We start from the raw sequence: 17,563 nt of genomic DNA, 5'->3' as shown, positions 1-17,563 counted from the left end.
GGATCAAGTAAATTCAGGGTTTATTTAAAAAAAGACAAATTCACATGGCGAAAGCAGCGGTGAAGGAAACCCCTTTAATGAAACAGTACAATGCCATCAAGGCAAAGCATCCCGGAGCGATTTTGCTTTTTCGGGTAGGGGATTTTTATGAAACCTTCGGGGAAGATGCCATCAAAGCGAGTAAGATTCTGGATATTGTGTTGACCAAACGGGCAAACGGATCTGCTTCGCATATTGAATTGGCGGGATTTCCGCACCATTCCCTGGAGGCTTATTTGCCCAAATTGGTTCGGGCTGGTAATCGCGTTGCCATTTGCGATCAGTTGGAAGACCCCAGAGAAGTAAAAGGGATTGTGAAAAGAGGGGTAACGGAGCTGGTTACTCCCGGTTTGGCATATAACGATAACGTCCTGGATAAGCGACGGAATAATTTTTTGGCCAGTATTCATTTCGCCGGCGACCAGTTGGGGATTGCCTTTCTGGACCTTTCCACGGGTGAATTCATGTGTGCCGAGGGAAAGCAATCCTACATCGAAAAGCTACTGCAAAGTTTTAACCCCTCCGAGGTGATCCATTCCAAGGCTTCCAGAAGCCTTGCCGGAGACCTCCTGAAAAACGACTTTACCACCTTCCACTGTGAGGATTGGGTGTACCAGCAGGATTACACCTACGAAAAACTCATCCGTCATTTTGGCACCAACAACCTTAAGGGCTTCGGAATCGAAAACCAGGTATTGGGCACCATCGCAGCAGGGGCGATTCTCTATTACCTGGAAGAAACCGAACACAAGGAAGTAAAACACATCGCTTCCATTTCACGCATAGCGGAGGAAAAATACGTGTGGTTGGATAAATTTACCATTCGTAACCTGGAGCTAATTTATCCTCAGCAGGACGGTGGCGTTCCCCTGATCCAGATTCTGGACAAAACCCATACCCCAATGGGCAGCCGGATGCTGAAACAATGGATGGTTTTGCCCCTGAAGGAAAAGGAGCCCATTGAAGAGAGGCAGCAGGTGGTTCGGTTTTTTTACCAGAAACCCGAGCTCAGGGAGGAATTGTTTTCCCACCTCAAACAAATCGGAGACCTGGAACGGCTCATCTCCAAGGTAGCGGTGGGCAGGATCAATCCACGGGAAATGAACCACCTGCGAAAGGCCTTGAAAAGCACCCTTCCGATCAAGGAATTGCTTTCCAGCCAGGAAAACGGGCCCTTGAAAAAACTGGCGGACCGGCTAAATACCTGTGCCTACCTGCTGGAAAAAATCGAGCGGGAGCTACTGGAGGATGCACCCATGCTGACCCACCAGGGAGGCATCATCAAAAATGGAGTTGATCCGGACCTGGACGAATACCGCAAGCTGGCTACCTCGGGCAAGGACTACCTGGTGCAGATACAGCAGCGGGAAGTCAAAAAAACCGGCATATCTTCTCTTAAGGTAGCGTTCAACAAGGTTTTTGGCTATTACCTGGAGGTAAGTAACACCCACAAGGACAAGGTGCCAGCAGAATGGATCCGTAAACAGACCCTGGTCAATGCCGAACGCTACATTACCGAAGAGCTCAAAACCTACGAAGAAAAGATCCTGCATGCGGAAGAAAGGTTGCTGGTGCTGGAGCAAAAGTATTTCCAGCTATTGGTACAGGATGCGGGGGATTACGTTGTCCAGATTCAGCAAAATGCGCGGGTGCTGGCCTCCCTGGATTGCCTGTTGAGTTTTGCAGAGGTAGCCTCCGAGAATAACTACTGTGCTCCAAAAATTGCCGATTCGGATACCATTGAGATTCGGGATGGGCGGCATCCGGTGATCGAAAAGCAACTGGGTATCGGGGAGGATTACGTGCCCAACGACACCTTTCTAGATAATTCCACGCAGCAGGTGATCATTATTACCGGCCCGAATATGGCCGGAAAATCGGCATTGCTGCGGCAGACGGCCCTGATCGTGCTGATGGCCCAGATGGGAAGCTTTGTACCGGCGACTTTTGCCCGTATAGGCATGGTGGATAAGGTCTTTACCCGGGTCGGGGCATCCGATAACCTGTCAAAGGGAGAGTCTACCTTTATGGTGGAAATGACCGAGACGGCCAGTATTCTGAATAACTTATCCGATCGAAGCCTGGTATTGATGGACGAGATTGGAAGGGGAACCTCCACCTACGACGGTATTTCCATCGCCTGGTCTATCGTCGAATACCTGCACAACCATCCCAAGTGCAGGGCGAAGACCCTTTTTGCCACCCATTACCATGAATTGAACCAGTTGGCCACGGATTTTCCGAAGGTTAAGAATTTCAATGTTTCGGTAAAAGAGGTAGGCAACAAGGTCATCTTTATGCGCAAGTTGGAAAAGGGGGGTAGCGAACACAGTTTCGGTATCCACGTGGCGCAGATGGCAGGAATGCCCAATCCGGTGGTACTGCGGGCCGCAGAAATCATGAAATACCTGGAAAAGGACAAAAAATTGCAGCAGCACCAGGACAACATCCGGGACATGCCGAAGAACAATTACCAGTTGAGTCTGTTTGAAATGGATCCGAAATTTAAGGAGGCCAAAGAGCTACTGGATGCGCTGGATATCAATACCATTTCTCCGGTGGAGGCCTTGTTGAAATTGAATGAGGTAAAGAAAATGCTGGAATAAACGTACCCGCTTTAGTTTCAGTGGAGTAGGGGGATTGGAGCAAAAATTTGTACTGGAATATTGGAGATTAGAAATTATGGCGTAAATTTGCCCTCAGATTCACGGAAAAGTTTGACTATTTTGTGAATTAGATAATCAGCGAAAGTAGCTCAGCTGGTAGAGCACGACCTTGCCAAGGTCGGGGTCGCGAGTTCGAATCTCGTCTTTCGCTCCACGTAAAGCCCTGACAAAGGGCTTTATTAGTTTGGTACCGGTAAAAAATGAGGGATTTTACTTATATTTAGGTACTGTATGCAATGCCGGGATGGTGGAATAGGTAGACACGCAAGACTTAAAATCTTGTGGCCATTAGGCCGTGCGGGTTCGATTCCCGCTCCTGGTACACTGATTATCACTTAATTTAGAGCTTCTCGATTATGAGAAGCTTTTTTTTTTTTTGGTACAACAAACTCCTAATAGTGAGTATTTTCTTATTCTTGCCACTCAATCGGAGGCTAAATAGGCTATTGTTAATAGTGTCTAGGTGATTCCCGTTAAAACCAGCCAATATTATAAGGAAAGTCATCTCTTTTGCGTAAATGAGTAACAACCGTCGTTTGGGATGGGATGAGATCAAGGACAGCTATATCTAATGCCTGCCCTTCACACACCATTTTATCAGTAAACCTTACATTTAAATCAATTGACTTACTATTTTCCCCATCAATGAATAATTACCCGAAGGACCTTAGGTTCTTCCCGTTCGCTTTCCATCCGCAGGTAATACGTTCCGGCACTAAATCGGTAAGCGGACAGGTCAAATTCCAGATGGTACCTGCCTTGTTCGAGGTTCAGCCGATCCAGGTAAGTGGATACGCCCAACGAATTGACGAGTACAAAGCGCCATACCCCGGATTCTTTCGCTTCAAATTCCAGGTTAAGGTGGTCCCTGGCGGGGTTTGGATACAGGTTGATGGCTTCAACCTCCTCTTCGCTGTTTGGGTCCCCGAATTCTTGTTGTTCGCCCATTTGGGGTTCCGTAGCCATCCGGGCGGCAGAAGCCAACGTCCCCTGCCGGTATACCACGATCCCCGATAGCTTGGCGCGGTCTTTCACCGTGATCATTTCAAGACTAAGGTATCCATCTTTTACCTGAACATCGTGAATGGTGCGTATGTAGGCATGATTAGCGCCGCCATGATCTCTGTACAGGTCGATTATATCACTTAGAGGTTCATTTTCCAGCTGGTAGCGGAAAAGCCGTGCATTTTCCCGGGTCCAGTGGATTTCTGCAAAATGCAGTTCCACCGTATAGCTTCCTATCGCGGGGACGCGAATTTCGTAAGAAAAGTCACCGTTTCTTTCGGATTGGTAAACCGTGTCCAGTTCGGTATTAGAAATGGGGGCAGTGGTGGAATAAATACTACCACTGGGATGGTGTCTATTGGCTTGCCACTGTTCGTCTCCTAATTGCAGGGAGTGCCCCCCGGCATTGATTCGTGTGAGGACAGTTAATGGATTTACGGTGACCGTGAAATCAGTGTAGCCAGCCAATCCTTGCTGGTCGGTCACTTTGAGTGCTACCTCGTACCGGCCTGCCGAAGGAAAACTTCCGCTGATAGCACCGGTATCCGGATCCAGATGTATGTCATCAGGAAGGCCTTCTGCAAAATACTGCAGCGTTTCTCCGGCCACTGGTGAGTACGCCTCCACCTGATAGGTCCAATTCTGTCCTTCATTCAGGGTCAGGTCTTCCGGTTGCGTAATTACCGGAGCCTTGGTATCCGGCTTAACCATTGCCAGGCGTAACCCAGAGAGTTTCGCTTCATTCACCCTGGGGATAAATTCCAAATCCATTGCCCCGTCCATGACTTCAAAGGTTCCACCTTGCTGCATGTACGCATGATTTGGTTCTCCGATAAGCTTAATCAAGTCCAGGTTTTCCAGTTTTGCCTGTCCGTTTTCCATCAGAACATCAAATACCCTTTCTCCTTCTTTTTCCCAAAAGATTTCTGAAAAGTAAAGCACTAGAAAATACCTTCCGGCTTTAGGAACAGGGATGCGGTAGCTGAATTCTCCATACCGCTCGGAATGGTGCAATTCATCCCTGTCAGTAGCGCTTATGGGTTTGGTATCATCAAAATGGGTTTTCCCGCCCATGTAATACCGATCAGACAACCACTCCTCTCCCAGGTAGTAAAGCGCATCGCCTCCGGCATTGATCTGGATATCTTCGGGAGTTTCCGTTTGGGTTTCTTTGAATAGGGCAACACCCGAAATTTTAGCCCGGTCCTTCTGGGTGATCAGTTCCAGGCTCAGATTGCCGTCTTTCACCTCCAGATTCTCTATACGGACAACGTTGGCCTTTTTCAAGCCTATATCCTTAACCAAATCGATATTGGTTCTAAACAGGTCATTTTCCACCATGAGGTCAAATAATCGCGCTCCGGATCGATCCCAATAAATTTCTGCGAAGTGCAGTTCCAGCGTATACTGCCCTGGCTCGGGTACCGGAATCTCATAGCTGAAATCACCGTTGCGTTCGGTTTGGTATAAGGCATCGTTTTCGGTATTGGAAATGGGGACCCTGTTAGAATAGGTATTTCCTCCTGAAAAATGGGTGTCGGCCACCCATACTTCCGAGCCAAGCCGAAGTGCTGGTCCTCCGGCATTGATTCGGAAGACATTCTCTAATGCAGCGGGCTGATCCACAATATCCGGTATTTTTGCCATTCGGTAGGCATTTACACCTTCGAATGAAGTGAACGAACCACCTGCCAAGAGATTTCCATTCGAATCAACAGTCATCGTCTGAATTTCACCATTAAAATTATAATCCAATTTGAGGGTAGGATCCACGCTCCCATCCGGCATCAATCGGGCCAATATGCTTGGTGGAGCGTATTGGCCCAGGCTGAGTAAAATCTTTCTGTCCGGTTGAAGCGTAAGGGGTCCCATACGCTCACTTGCAGCTATTCCTGCCTTAAACCCCGCGTCGAGGGAGCCATCAGGGTTGAGGCGGATCAGACGAGATTCGTTACCTGTTGGACCATCTGAACCGGCCACCAGGATTTTGCCGTCCCCTTGTACGAGAAGCTTTTCAGGTCGGATGTCCAGTTCCATGTTGACATTAAAAGAGTCATCCCGGCTGCCGTCGGGATTCAGCCGAACCAGCAGGTTTACCGGATTTCCATTAAAGGAAGTAGAATTTCCGGCTGCCAGTATTTTGTTTCCGGGGGCGGCGGCGAGGCAGGATATTGACCGATCGAATCCTGATCCGATTTCGAAAGAAATATCCTTGGAGCCATCAGGGTTCAGACGGATCAAACCAGGAAATGGTTCTCCATTGAAAAGCGTTCCGGCTACAACAATTTTTCCATCATTTTGTAGCAACGCGGGTAGGTCGGAACCAGCTTTGAATCCAGTGCCCGGTTGAAAACTCGTGTCCTGGCGGCCATCTGGGAGTAGCCGGACAATTCCTCCGGCAGGGATGTCGTTATAAGCAATAAAGTTTCCGATAAGCAGAATTCGGTTATCGGGCTGCATCAAAATAGATAGCTGCGGGTTGTAAAAAGAATGATCCAGGCCTGTTCCCGCTTCAAAGGTCTCATCCAGGGTACCATCGGAATGAACGCGGGCCAGACCGTTAACGACCTTACCGTTATATCCGGTGAATTTACCTGCGGCCAGTATTTTTCCGTCAGGCTGTAGAGTCAGGCTGTTGACTTCCTGGTTAAATTCAGGTGTAGGATTGTAGCTAAGGTCCCGTGATCCGTCACTATTGATCCGGAAGAGCCCGTCAATTTTTCCAGTACTACCGCTTACCAGGAATTTGCCGTTTTGCAGGGCCTCCAAAAAACCACCCGATAAATACACCTCTTCATCGTTTAAATCTTCCTGTGGAGGAAAGGTTTTATCCAGGGTTCCGTCTGGGAGCAGGCGCTGAATGGAGCGGTCAAAACCGATCTGGCCTAAACCAACGGTGAACAATTCCCCATCTTGGTTTTTGGCCAGATTGCCTACTAGTTCGAAGCCTATTTCCTCTTCATAAAATTGGAATGACTCGTCAAGGGATCCATCAGGATTTAGGCGCAAAAAAGCAACGGAACTCCTCAGGCTCCTTCGCATATCTCCACGAAGCAGAATTTTGCCATCTTGTTCCATGAAAACGGAAAGGACATGGAAAGTATTAGTATATGTCCCGTAATCGGGATCATTAAATGTATTACCAAAGGGGTCAGCTAGTTGAAAGGTGTTATCTGTGGTGCCATCTGGGTGCAACCGGATGAAATTATCGCCGGCATTCACCAATATTTTTCCGTCTTCCTGAAGTGCAACTTCTCTTACGATACTTACAGCTATTTCCCCGGGGTTAAAAGAAGTATCCCGGGAGCCATCGGGATTAATCCGAATCAGGGAGGGTACGGTTTCTCCGTTATAGGATGTAAACATTCGTCCTCCAACAAGCATTTTTCCATCCGGCTGTAGTTTTATTACCAATACCTCTTGATCAAATCCCGAACCGGTGTGAAAGGAGGGATCCCTGCTGCCATCCGGATTTAAGCGTATCAACCTGTTGGCCTCGCTGTCTTTATAAGCAATAAAACCTCCACCCACCAACAATTTTCCATCTGGTTGGACCTGAATGGTATTTACTGCATAATCACCACTACTCTGAGTTTGAAAACCCGTACCAATAGAAAAGGAGGGGTCTGCTTGGCCATCCGGAAGTAAACGGACCAGTCCATTAGCAGATTGGCCGTTGTAGCTTGTAAATCGGCCTCCTACCAGGTGCTTGCCGTTTTCCTGGATTAGCAAATCGACCATGGTGCCATCAAATCCAATTCCTGCACCCCTGTCTAACTGATGGAAGGTAGGATCAAGAGGTATCTCCTGAGCAAGGAGCGGAACGCAGGCGAAAAAAAGAAAGGTGAGCGAGAGTAATGCGGGTTTCATAACGAGTAGGGTAAATGAGAGTGGAATAAAAGAAGCGGTTTATTCCTGTAAAAAGGGGAAGATCAAATTTTTTCAGGTTTTCCCATTACTCCCAACCCTTCCGTATAGTTGTTCCTTTCCAACTACCAATTCCATTGGATTTGCGAGACAAATCACGATTCAATGGAAGTACTGGTTTTTTCTGACAAAATGTGGATCAAACCTGATTTTTCAGGTCTAAACTTCTTCTTGTACTTATTAAAACTAAGAAATAAAAACCAGATAAAAAAGATGATTCTTGTCAGGAGTTGATACCGATTATTGGTTATAAAAATATCATATTCAATTATTTAGGAGCAATAAGAGGAAATAAAGACCAGTAGCAAACTTCAAGAAGCAAAAAGTACTATTCCACAATTGAAAGGCTATTTTTTCTTTTCAAAAATGCCCGGTAGGGAGTTTTTTCCATCAAAGTCCGAGCCGTCCACCCCGCTGTGCGGGCGTGTGTGCTCTTCCATGGGAGAGGGGTTTTGTGCCATCATGCTGTTTTTATCGGCGGCTTTACAGGAAAGGCAGAGCACAAGCGCAGAGAGCAATAACATTCGAAGCATGGTGTTTTCAGAAAATTTCCCGGAAAAATAGCTAAAAAACCCGGCGGGTGTTCAAAATCTGGCGGGTTTTTCATTCCGGGGATTTACTTTATTTTACCCCTATAATCGTTTTGGTATTTCTCAGAAAACCACCCATCTAATTGCAATAAAGGAACGGGTAAAGGCATCCTGCCCGGTAGGGGAAGGCTTAAAAACTTCCAGGATGATATGTCCCTTTGTAAAACTGTTGGTTACTACTATCTCCATCGCAATCAGAAAGGAAAAATGCAGCCAATTTTCTTGAAGTCCCTTTCTTCCAACCCAAGTACTGGCGTTCAAAAAGAACTCGGAGTTTGTCAATTGGACCCTGGCTGGGTAATTTGGATTGCAATCAGCAAAAGGTAATTTTAGCATTCAATACCCCGCCAATATTTTCATTTTCTCTTTTGAATTTCACATAGTTTATAACGAATAGGGCCTGTTTCAACCTGATAAAAAAGTCCCTGGAATTTCCGGGGACTTTTTTATATTTAATTAAAAACAAACTTTACTGATCAGCCATTTTTAAATTGAAATCGCTGAACATGATCAGATATTCTTTTCTGACCGAATTATATTTCACCTCATACTTGGAAGGATAAAAACCGTTTACCTGATAATGGGTAGGAAGTTTCAGATCATTTACAGCTGTTGGTTTGCTTTTGATATAATCCAAAGTGATCATTGGTTCCATGAAGATTACTTTTTCCTTGAAAGACCCATAGATAAAAGTCCTTGTAAACGTTTCACCCCCAAGCTCCGGGCTTGTTGGATCTGCCCAATGCACTCCCATATTTGGTACACGTCCAGGTAATTGAATGTAAGGTGCAGGCATGTATTTGGCCTGAGGGATTTCAGGATCCATGCCATCGAAGGGAGTGATCGTTAATCTTTCTTCATTGGAAATCATGTAAAAATGAAAATCAAAATGCGGCAGATTATAGATTCCTTCAGGTTCATGGCCCTCTGGTGCCCAATCTATGGTCATGAATTTATAAGGCGTGATTTCGGCTTGTTTAGGAAACTGCAAAATAGACTCAAATGAACGAGCATGGCTGACTCCGGGATGTGTGCCTTCATCACCAGACGGTAAATTTTCCAAGGCTTTTTCATTTAATGCAACCCCCATAGCGGTGGGGCTTCCTCCCTTATTGATGGTAATAAACGTTTGGGCTTTACCATTACCCATAGCTACTGCAGGTCCGTAATAGGTAGTTTCTGCTGTTTTTTTGTTTTTTACAATCAAGGGATCATCCTCTGTTAAAAGTTCGCACGAACTTGCGACCATCATAATAATCAATGATTTGATTACAGTTTGTAATAAGGTTGTTTTTTCAAATGTTTTCATAGTAGAAAGAGTATTTGTGATTAATAATTTTTTTTGACAACAACAGGATGGAAAACATAAAGGATGGGTTGCATGGATAGAAAGTTTTATTGAAAAAACAGGATTACCAGCTACTTTGTCAGAGGCGTTGTATAGAAGCAATATTTGTTGCTTTTCTCCGAGGTGTTTTCGGTTGAGTTTGGAGAAAAACTTGTCCGACTAGTTTTGAAAATTCCTTAAAGAGATCACCCCATTTTATTCTCAGGTGCAATTGTGGCCATTCACATGAAATCGAGCATGACGAGATCGACACACAGAGGGATGATTATCAAGCATGCGAGATTCCATCTGACCGTTGAAAAAAAAATATAAACAGATGAAATAATTCATACAAATAATTTTGCCAATGCAACTCTTCATATCTTTTTCCCATCTATTGGAAAAATCAAATCCAAATTCAAATGAAAAATCAAATAATTTCTATTACCGTCGCAGCATTGGTTGCTGCCCATCTATTTTCCTGTCAATCTAGTGCGGAGAATAAACTTACTTCAGCTGAGGATCAATCGAGTGCTCTAGTGGATCTGGAGGCAAAGGTCGCCTTAGGGAAGCACTTAGTAGTCATTGCTGGCTGTCACGATTGCCATACTCCCAAAAAAATGGGTCCCCTGGGGCCTGAAATGGACATGGAGCGTGCGCTCTCCGGACATCCCGCTCAGCAGCCTATTCCAGATATGGATCGAAATGAGCTGGAATCAAAAGGAGTAGCAGCTACCCAAAGTCTCACTGCATGGATCGGTCCCTGGGGGGTATCTTTTTCCTCGAATCTCACTTCGGATGCTACAGGAATAGGCAATTGGACCGAGGAGCAGTTTTTTACAGCCCTTCGTGAAGGCAAGTCTAAAGGCATCTCCACAAATCGACAGATACTCCCTCCCATGCCTTATGAAATGATTGGTCAGATGACAGATGGGGAGATCAGCGCTGTTTTTGCCTATCTCAAAAGTACCAAACCTGTGGATAATGTAGTTCCCGACCCGATGCCACCTTTGAGCGCAATGAAACCTTAAACCACGTATTTCTATCCATTATGAAAACGTTATCCAGCTGCATTCTTCTCTTCTTATTGCTGATCGGCAATCTTGAAGCCCAGCAACTTCTACAACCTCTGGAGTCCATACCATTATCCAATAAAGGGTATGTACTCCTCAAAACAGGCGAAATCGTAGAAGGTAAAATCCGGTCAACTAACAGCGGCCGTGGAATCAATCAGGTGAAAATCGAAGATTCCGAAGGCCAAGTGCATACGCTGAAAGCTGCAGAAATCGAGGAATTTGCCATCGCAATGAATGGGGCGGTAAGACTGCAATACGCATCGGAAAGAGGCTCTTCCGTTAAAAAGTTACTTTCTCGGGATCAGCCTACGGCAAAGCCCAAGGATTTCATCCTGTTTCGAAGTACTAGTATCAACGGGAAAAAGGAACTGCTTCTTCAACTTCTGAATCCTGATTTTGATGAAATATTTGAAGTGTTTTATGATCCCTTTGCCAGAAAGACAACTACTATGGAGAGTAAGCATATTGTCTGGACCGGAGATAAGCATCGCGCTTACTTTATCTCCAAAAATCTGGAACCTGTAGTGAAAATAAAAAAAGGGAATTATAGGAGGGTATATGCTTCACTTTTTGGGGATTGTGAACAGATGAGAGCAGGCAGAAAACCGAAATTGGATGATCTGGCCAGTCATATCTTGTTGTACCAAAACCACTGTCTCTTTAATTAAACTGATTAGAAATCAATGAGGATTGAGTCGTTACGCAGGTAGAGATTATCAATCAGGGAGATTCCTCTTTGAAATTATCGTACTGGCAAAAAAGATGAAATCGAGCATGACGAAAACGTCACACAGTGGGATGATTATTATGGCGAGATTCCATCTGGCCGCGGAAAAAAAATATAAACAGATGAAATCGAGCATGACTAGACCGTCACATACTGGGATGATTATAACGCACGCGAGATTCCGTGTGACCATTAAGAAACAATTATAAACAGATGAAAAAATTTAATAAGTGGCTGTTCTATACCCGGATCTACCTTGGGTTTTCCTTGCTTTCCCTTCTGGCCGTAAGTGTGATGGCACTTGTAAATCCGCAAACCATTATGGACATGGTGGGGGTTCAGCTCGGGAATACCGATGCACTCAGTTCGATTCGTGGGGTGTATGGAGGCGTAGGGATCACAATTTGTATGAGCATTTTTTACCTGATGATCAGGCATCCGGAAAAAGGCGCGGCTTTTTTGAGTATATTTTGGGGAGCCTATGCCTTCTCCCGGCTGATTACACTGATTTCAGATGGGCCTTTAGGACAATTTGGAAGTCAATGGCTGCTAATAGAATCAGTAATGGCACTGATCGGTTTTGGATTTTGGATGGTCCTTAATTTCCGAAGAAGACAGCAGAAATTCATTTTGAATGAGGGTTTGTAAGAGACATACCCAGTCTTCACTAACCGCTTTGTTACTAATTTACAAAGCGGTTTTTTTTCGTCTTATAAATTGGAAAAAAATCAATCGGACCGAGTCGATTTGGATATACGCCAAAGATTTTATCGATTTGCTTCGGTCTAATTTCCAGGAATGAATCAAATTAGTTCCCAAGGAGGAATTTAAAGAGGATTCAACTTTTTACCCAGTTAATCCAGGAATATTTCTGTTAAAAAGATAGTTGTTTAAATCAACGGATAAGCTCTGGTTTTTGAATTACAGATTTAAATGAGCCTTTTGTTGCAATAGATTTTAGTGTCGCAAAAGTCAAATCATTTAAGGAATTGATGGGTGTAAGAAAATTTAGAAAATGACTCCAAGACTTGTTCATTTTTTAAGGTTCTGGCGGAAGTCAAGGGTTTAGATTTGGAGTGAAACCTGCTGGATTTAAGGAAATAATCCTTGTTTTTTCCCTGGGAAAAATCGGCGATAAAATCAGAATAATTCTCCAGCAAGTCGCTCTCTTCCAAGGCTACTGACCTCAAGGAAACGTCCTTAAGATTGATTCTTTCGGAGGAGATTAGTGGGGCCTGGAGGCGGGTTTGATCAGGTCCTTGTACGCGGAAAATGAGCCAATCCGTTCCATTTGAATCCATTCCTGACCAGGTAGAAAACACCAGATCCACAGTCCCTTTGATGGTTAGCTTATCTTCATTTTGGATGGAAAAATCTGCATCAAAAATTTGCACCGAAGTAGGAAATCGGGCTGCTCTATGTCTGGAAAAACTCTGAAAACCTTCCTCGGCAAAGTTGAGCTGAAATTCTACTTTGGGGTAAAGGGTACCGTAATTCACTATATCGAGCTGTTGCAAATCATTTAGCGAACCCAATTCCAAAGGAATCTGGGTTTGGAGATCAATGGCAGACTCAAATCCATATACGGAGTAAGATCCGGAAATCGCTTTGGAAAAGTTGATGGTGTGAGGAGTCATCAAATCCATTGCTCCCAGATTTAAGTTCACTTGTGCCCCTGAAAAGGTGGCCTCCTCTGCAAAAAAACTTGCATATGTTTTTTGCCCGTGTTTGACCCGAACAAAAAACCGTGTAGGAATCACATCCAGAAACAGTGGTAAAGTACTGGACAAAGTCTGTCCATGAGAAAAGCTTCCGCGACTTCCGATCCAGTATTCCTGATGAGCGGGAATCTGCTGGAACTTTAGCGTAGCAGTACCGAAAGGAGGCAAGTCTTTTTTTTCCACATTTAGGGGAAAATAATTACCAAGAGGAACTTGATCAAAGACCTGTCCCAATCCCTGAGAAAAATCCTCGAATTCGGTAAATATTCCCATGGAAAAATGATCAGATTCATAGCTGCCTAATGCCACCCGATAATTTCCAGCCTGGGTCAGTTCTTCAACCCATACTGTTTGGCCAGCCTCATTCCAAACTATCAAATGATGCCTTACTCCATCTTCCATCAGGCTTGGGTCTACGGCCAGTTCAAGTAAAAAACCTGCTTTCTCGAAGTTGCTGATTTTACTATTTTTAGGATTGGACTTTTGCATTACTTTGAGCTGATGAGTGCCCGCTGGATATCCCTCTAAATGCAGAACCCATTCTCCGTATTCCGTTTTCTCAGGGAAAACTTCAAGATTTCCAATGAAAAAAGTCAGGTCGGATTTGGGGATATCGGGATCAGACAAAACCTCAAACCGAAGAAAGTTTCCAAAAACTTGGCGGTTCATTTTGATTTCAAAAATCCGGAACGGCAGCTCAATTTCTTCTTTGCATCCGATAAAAAGGGAAGAGAGTAAGAAGTAAATCCAAACAGTTTTCATGGTAGCAGGCATAAAGGTTAAGTAAGACCAGAGAAATTGAATCTTCCGGCCTTGAAAGGATCGTATTTCCCTTAGACTGGTTGCATGGAAATCTGAAAAATCAACTCACATAAAAGAGTGATCAAAACTCTTTTAGTTCTCTGAAACCACAATTGGAAAAAATGAAATGGCTGTCTCAAAAGGTGTTCCGGTGTCAGCCTGAATTTTAATTATTCCATGAATTTACATAATGGAAATGACGGTAATTAGACTTTGCAGTTGGATTATGAGCAGTCTGAGCAGCCTGTCCAGATGAGTTTCGGGAGAGTCGAAGAGTAATCGAGCCTCCGACTCCCGCCCGTCGGATACTCGGACCGACAGCTATTATGTTTCCCAAAATCTATCCCTTAATATGACAATCGGCTGTTATGAGAAAGCTACTTAGTATTTATTTTCAAATTCTTATTCGGGTCGAGCTTCCGATCCAGCCAAAATCCCTCCGTCCACATTCAATTCAATTCCGGTCATATCCCCGAATCGATCCGATGCCAAATAAAGGGCGGCATAGGCCACATCTTCCAGGCTGCCGAAGTGGCCTGGAGGAATACCCGCTTCTAAATTTTTGATGATTTTTTTAGATGCTATAATCGGATTTTGCGTTGCTTTCCTATTAACCACATAATCATGTGATTTGGTGTAAAAGTAAGCGCGATATTTTTCCAAAAACACTTATATTTAGTTGTCCGTATGAAAAAATCGTTTTTCATTCTTCTCCTTTTATTCAACTGCTTGAATATTCAGGCAGAGGCCAAACGATTTTTTATCAATCGGTTTGGGTTGGCCGAGGGGCTTTCCGCTAATCAGGTGTTGACGATTCATCAGGACCGCGACCGGTTTCTTTGGATAGGTACGCCTAATGGTTTGCAGCGGTTTGATGGACGTAAATTCATGACCTACGAGGTAAAAATAAATGGCGTCAAGCAACCTAGTCTTCCGGTCTATGAAATTCAGCAGGATCGATCCGGGAAGATGTGGCTCAAAGTGGGGGAACAATATGGCGTCTACATTCCCGAATTGGAGCAGTTTACACCATTCCCTTTTGAGAAACCACAGGTGAATGTCCGGGGAGAATCCTTTTGGATGGACAGAAAGGGGCAGGTATTCGTTATTTTTAAGGAGGACAAGATCCTCAGGGTTGATCTGGAAAAAGGGCACATTACCGATAAAAACGTTCCAATCAAGCTTCCCGAAGGCTGGAGACCAAGATCGGTTTTTGAGGATCGCCTAGGAAGGTATTGGCTTAGTTGCATAGAGGGAATAGCTGTCTATGACCCTGCAAATGGGGAGGTGTTTACACCCACCTATAACCCCGAAAATCTTCCGGTTTTACAACGTCCAGGTATTAAGCAGGTGATCAATCTGTATGAAGACCAGCAGGGAATCTTCTGGATAAATTATTGGGATGTGGATGAAATTTTGCTTTCCTATGATCCTAAAACCAGACGTTGGAAAGACCACATGCAGGAGTTGCGTCCTGGGAACAATAATTATCAGGAGGCTTTCGGCTTATTGGAATTGCCCGACGGACAGCTTTGGCGATATGGAATTCAGACCCTGGCAGATTTTGATCGAAAAAATCACCGATTTACCAGGTTGGTGCAGAATGATATGCTATTTGACATCATAAGTAAAGCTATTTGGGATCCGTCCAAGGGTATTTGGTTGGGGACCGATCAAGGTCTGTATTTTCTACACCTTGAGACCCCGAATATTTTTTTTAGGAAATTTGATACCCAAGAAGGTAACCATGAGCTACAATCCGTCAAAGAGATCATTCATCGCGGAGATACCTCTGTCTGGTTGGGTAGTTGGGGAAAGGGAATCAAAATCTTTAAACCTCAAGGGGAACAGGATTCGGATTGGACCCGGAAAAACCTTCCAGCCGAGGTGACGTTTAGGCAAGTCTGGGATTTATTTCATGACCGAAAACGAGAGGTGGTCTGGGTAGCCTTGCAGCAAGGAAACCTTCAAATAATAGATCTAAATACCCAAAAATCAGTTTTTCTCAGTCCAGAGGCGTTTGAGGGCTCTACCATCCGAACCATAGCGCAGGATGCCAAGGGTGACCTTTTTTTTGGAACCCAACGCGGAGCAATTATACACTATTCGGGAGGAGCGATTCAGAAGGAGGGATTCAGGCTATTTCGCAAAGTAGGAGGGACTATTCCCAAACTGTTGGTTAGTAACGATCAAAAAATTTGGGCGGCAACGCTCAATGAAGGTGTCTATGTTTTCGACCCTGAAAACGGACAAATCATTCAGCACTTGGATGAGCGGATACTCAGCTCCAATAAAATCGGGAAAATACATCAGCTTAATGACAGTATTTTTCTTATGGGTTATGAGCTACTCAATAAATACAATGTGTTGACGGGGAAAAACCAGGTCTTTTCCTATTCCGATGGTATGGTGAGCAATGTCATTTCTCACATCGAGTCTGACGAAACTGGTTTGGTATGGATCAACACCCCAAACGGTATGACACGTTTTGACGCCTTGAACAATACATTTTCTTCCTTTGGGAAGAATCACTTTTTATCCCAGCTTCCTACCGATGGGTATTCTGGGACGAGATTGATAGGTGGAGAATTAGCATTTGTGAGTAATAATTCCCTCCTATTATTTGACCCGATGCAGTTTGAGCGGAACCTCGCTCCTCCCCGACCCGTCATTACCGGTGTGAGCCTTTTCGGAGTCTATGTGGGTGACGGGACGGTAGAAAACCCACAACGGGTTTTTTCTTCCCATCAAAACAACCTGACCTTTGATTTCAATTTGCTGAATTTCCCAATTCAGGATCGCTTTGCGTATTACTACCGCCTGGTGGGCGCTGACCCGGAATGGGTAAAGGCCAAAGGGGATTTTCAGGCGGTCTATTCCCTTTTGCCGCCGGGAGCTTATCGGTTTGAAGTGAAGACCGCCAATGAACTTGGCGTTTTTTCGGAACCCTCTGTTTATTCGTTTGAAATCAAGCCCAGTCTGGTACAGACCTGGTGGTTCAAGGCATTATTGGGAATGCTTTTCCTGGGAATCGTGGTACTGATCTACCGAATGAACGTCAACCGAATTTTGGCTGTGGTCAAACTTCGCAGCCAATTGGCGAGAGATCTGCATGATGATATGGGGTCTACACTCAGTACAATAAATATCCTGAGCTCCATGGCAAAAACCAAATTGGGAACCGATCCCGCCAAAACCAGCGAATACATTTCCAAAATCTCTGAGAACAGTCAGCGCATGATGGAATCCATGGATGACATCGTGTGGAGCATCAAGCCCCAAAATGACTCCATGGAAAAGCTCATCGCCCGCATGAGGGAATTTGCCAATCAAGTGCTTGAGAGTAAGGATATCGCATTTTCCATGGAAGTAGATGAATGCATTCTGGGAATGAAATTAAGCATGGATGCACGAAGGGATCTGTTTTTAATTTTCAAAGAAGGGATCAACAATGCCGCTAAGTACTCCGGAGCAGAGCGGGTTTTCATTTCCTTTGGCCTGGACAAAGATTTATTTACCATGCGGATTGAGGATTATGGAAAAGGCTTTGACCTTGAGAATTTGGATGAAGGTAACGGACTTGGAAACATGAAAAAACGGTCGGCTAATCTTGGAGGAAATTTAGAAATCAAGACCAATCCCGGGAATGGAACCGTATTGGAGCTCAAGGTACACCTATGAAAA

11 protein-coding genes and 2 tRNA genes are annotated in these 17,563 nt (G+C 44.6%); 7 read left to right on the top strand and 6 right to left on the bottom strand.

Annotated features, from left to right (window positions below):
- The first annotated feature begins 44 nt into the window (after nt 1–44).
- From mutS to GKS34_RS07335, 3 genes are all read left to right on the top strand, one after another.
- A complete protein-coding gene (gene mutS / locus GKS34_RS07345; protein WP_163384148.1) occupies nt 45–2,645 on the top strand; it encodes a DNA mismatch repair protein MutS in 2,601 nt (866 codons plus the stop codon).
- Nucleotides 2,646–2,783: 138 nt separating this feature from the next.
- Nucleotides 2,784–2,859: transfer RNA gene (locus GKS34_RS07340), tRNA-Gly, on the top strand.
- An 84-nt stretch (nt 2,860–2,943) separates the two neighbouring features.
- Nucleotides 2,944–3,027: transfer RNA gene (locus tag GKS34_RS07335), tRNA-Leu, on the top strand.
- 320 nt (nt 3,028–3,347) lie between these two features.
- Here GKS34_RS07335 and GKS34_RS07330 read toward each other — a convergent pair.
- The 4 genes from GKS34_RS07330 to GKS34_RS07315 form a co-directional block, all read right to left on the bottom strand.
- Entirely contained in the window at nt 3,348–7,580 is a 4,233-nt protein-coding gene (locus GKS34_RS07330) for a malectin domain-containing carbohydrate-binding protein (RefSeq protein WP_163384147.1), read from the bottom strand.
- Between the two features lie 404 nt (nt 7,581–7,984).
- Nucleotides 7,985–8,170, bottom strand: coding sequence for a hypothetical protein (locus tag GKS34_RS07325; RefSeq protein ID WP_163384146.1), 186 nt, complete (start codon nt 8,168–8,170; stop codon nt 7,985–7,987).
- Nucleotides 8,171–8,290: 120 nt separating this feature from the next.
- On the bottom strand, nt 8,291–8,488 hold the full coding sequence (locus tag GKS34_RS07320) for a hypothetical protein (RefSeq protein ID WP_163384145.1): 198 nt from the start codon (nt 8,486–8,488) through the stop codon (nt 8,291–8,293).
- A gap of 208 nt (nt 8,489–8,696) precedes the next feature.
- Complete coding sequence (locus tag GKS34_RS07315) at nt 8,697–9,536, bottom strand: DUF5602 domain-containing protein (protein ID WP_163384144.1); 840 nt, start codon at nt 9,534–9,536, stop codon at nt 8,697–8,699.
- A gap of 440 nt (nt 9,537–9,976) precedes the next feature.
- Between GKS34_RS07315 and GKS34_RS07310 the strand changes: the two genes are divergently transcribed.
- The 3 genes from GKS34_RS07310 (at nt 9,977) to GKS34_RS07300 (ending at nt 12,005) form a co-directional block, all read left to right on the top strand.
- Nucleotides 9,977–10,585, top strand: a complete 609-nt coding sequence (locus tag GKS34_RS07310) for a c-type cytochrome (protein ID WP_163384143.1) — start codon at nt 9,977–9,979, stop codon at nt 10,583–10,585.
- Between the two features lie 20 nt (nt 10,586–10,605).
- Entirely contained in the window at nt 10,606–11,298 is a 693-nt protein-coding gene (locus GKS34_RS07305; protein ID WP_163384142.1) for a hypothetical protein, read from the top strand.
- Between the two features lie 272 nt (nt 11,299–11,570).
- Nucleotides 11,571–12,005: a DUF4345 domain-containing protein gene (locus GKS34_RS07300; protein WP_163384141.1), complete on the top strand. Its 435-nt coding sequence runs from the start codon at nt 11,571–11,573 to the stop codon at nt 12,003–12,005.
- Nucleotides 12,006–12,334: 329 nt separating this feature from the next.
- Here GKS34_RS07300 and GKS34_RS07295 read toward each other — a convergent pair whose 3' ends face one another.
- Entirely contained in the window at nt 12,335–13,840 is a 1,506-nt protein-coding gene (locus GKS34_RS07295; RefSeq protein ID WP_163384140.1) for a hypothetical protein, read from the bottom strand.
- Nucleotides 13,841–14,281: 441 nt separating this feature from the next.
- Nucleotides 14,282–14,542: an SDR family oxidoreductase gene (locus GKS34_RS23265; RefSeq protein WP_240459223.1), complete on the bottom strand. Its 261-nt coding sequence runs from the start codon at nt 14,540–14,542 to the stop codon at nt 14,282–14,284.
- Between the two features lie 24 nt (nt 14,543–14,566).
- Here GKS34_RS23265 and GKS34_RS07285 point away from each other — a divergent pair, with 24 nt between their 5' ends.
- Nucleotides 14,567–17,560, top strand: a complete 2,994-nt coding sequence (locus tag GKS34_RS07285; protein ID WP_163384139.1) for a ligand-binding sensor domain-containing protein — start codon at nt 14,567–14,569, stop codon at nt 17,558–17,560.
- Nucleotides 17,561–17,563: the final 3 nt, after the last annotated feature.

It is taken from the genome of Cyclobacterium jeungdonense (assembly GCF_010994275.1).
GTDB lineage: Bacteria > Bacteroidota > Bacteroidia > Cytophagales > Cyclobacteriaceae > Cyclobacterium > Cyclobacterium jeungdonense.
Note: the sequence above shows the minus strand (reverse complement) of the source record. Positions and strands in the feature narration are given on the sequence as shown.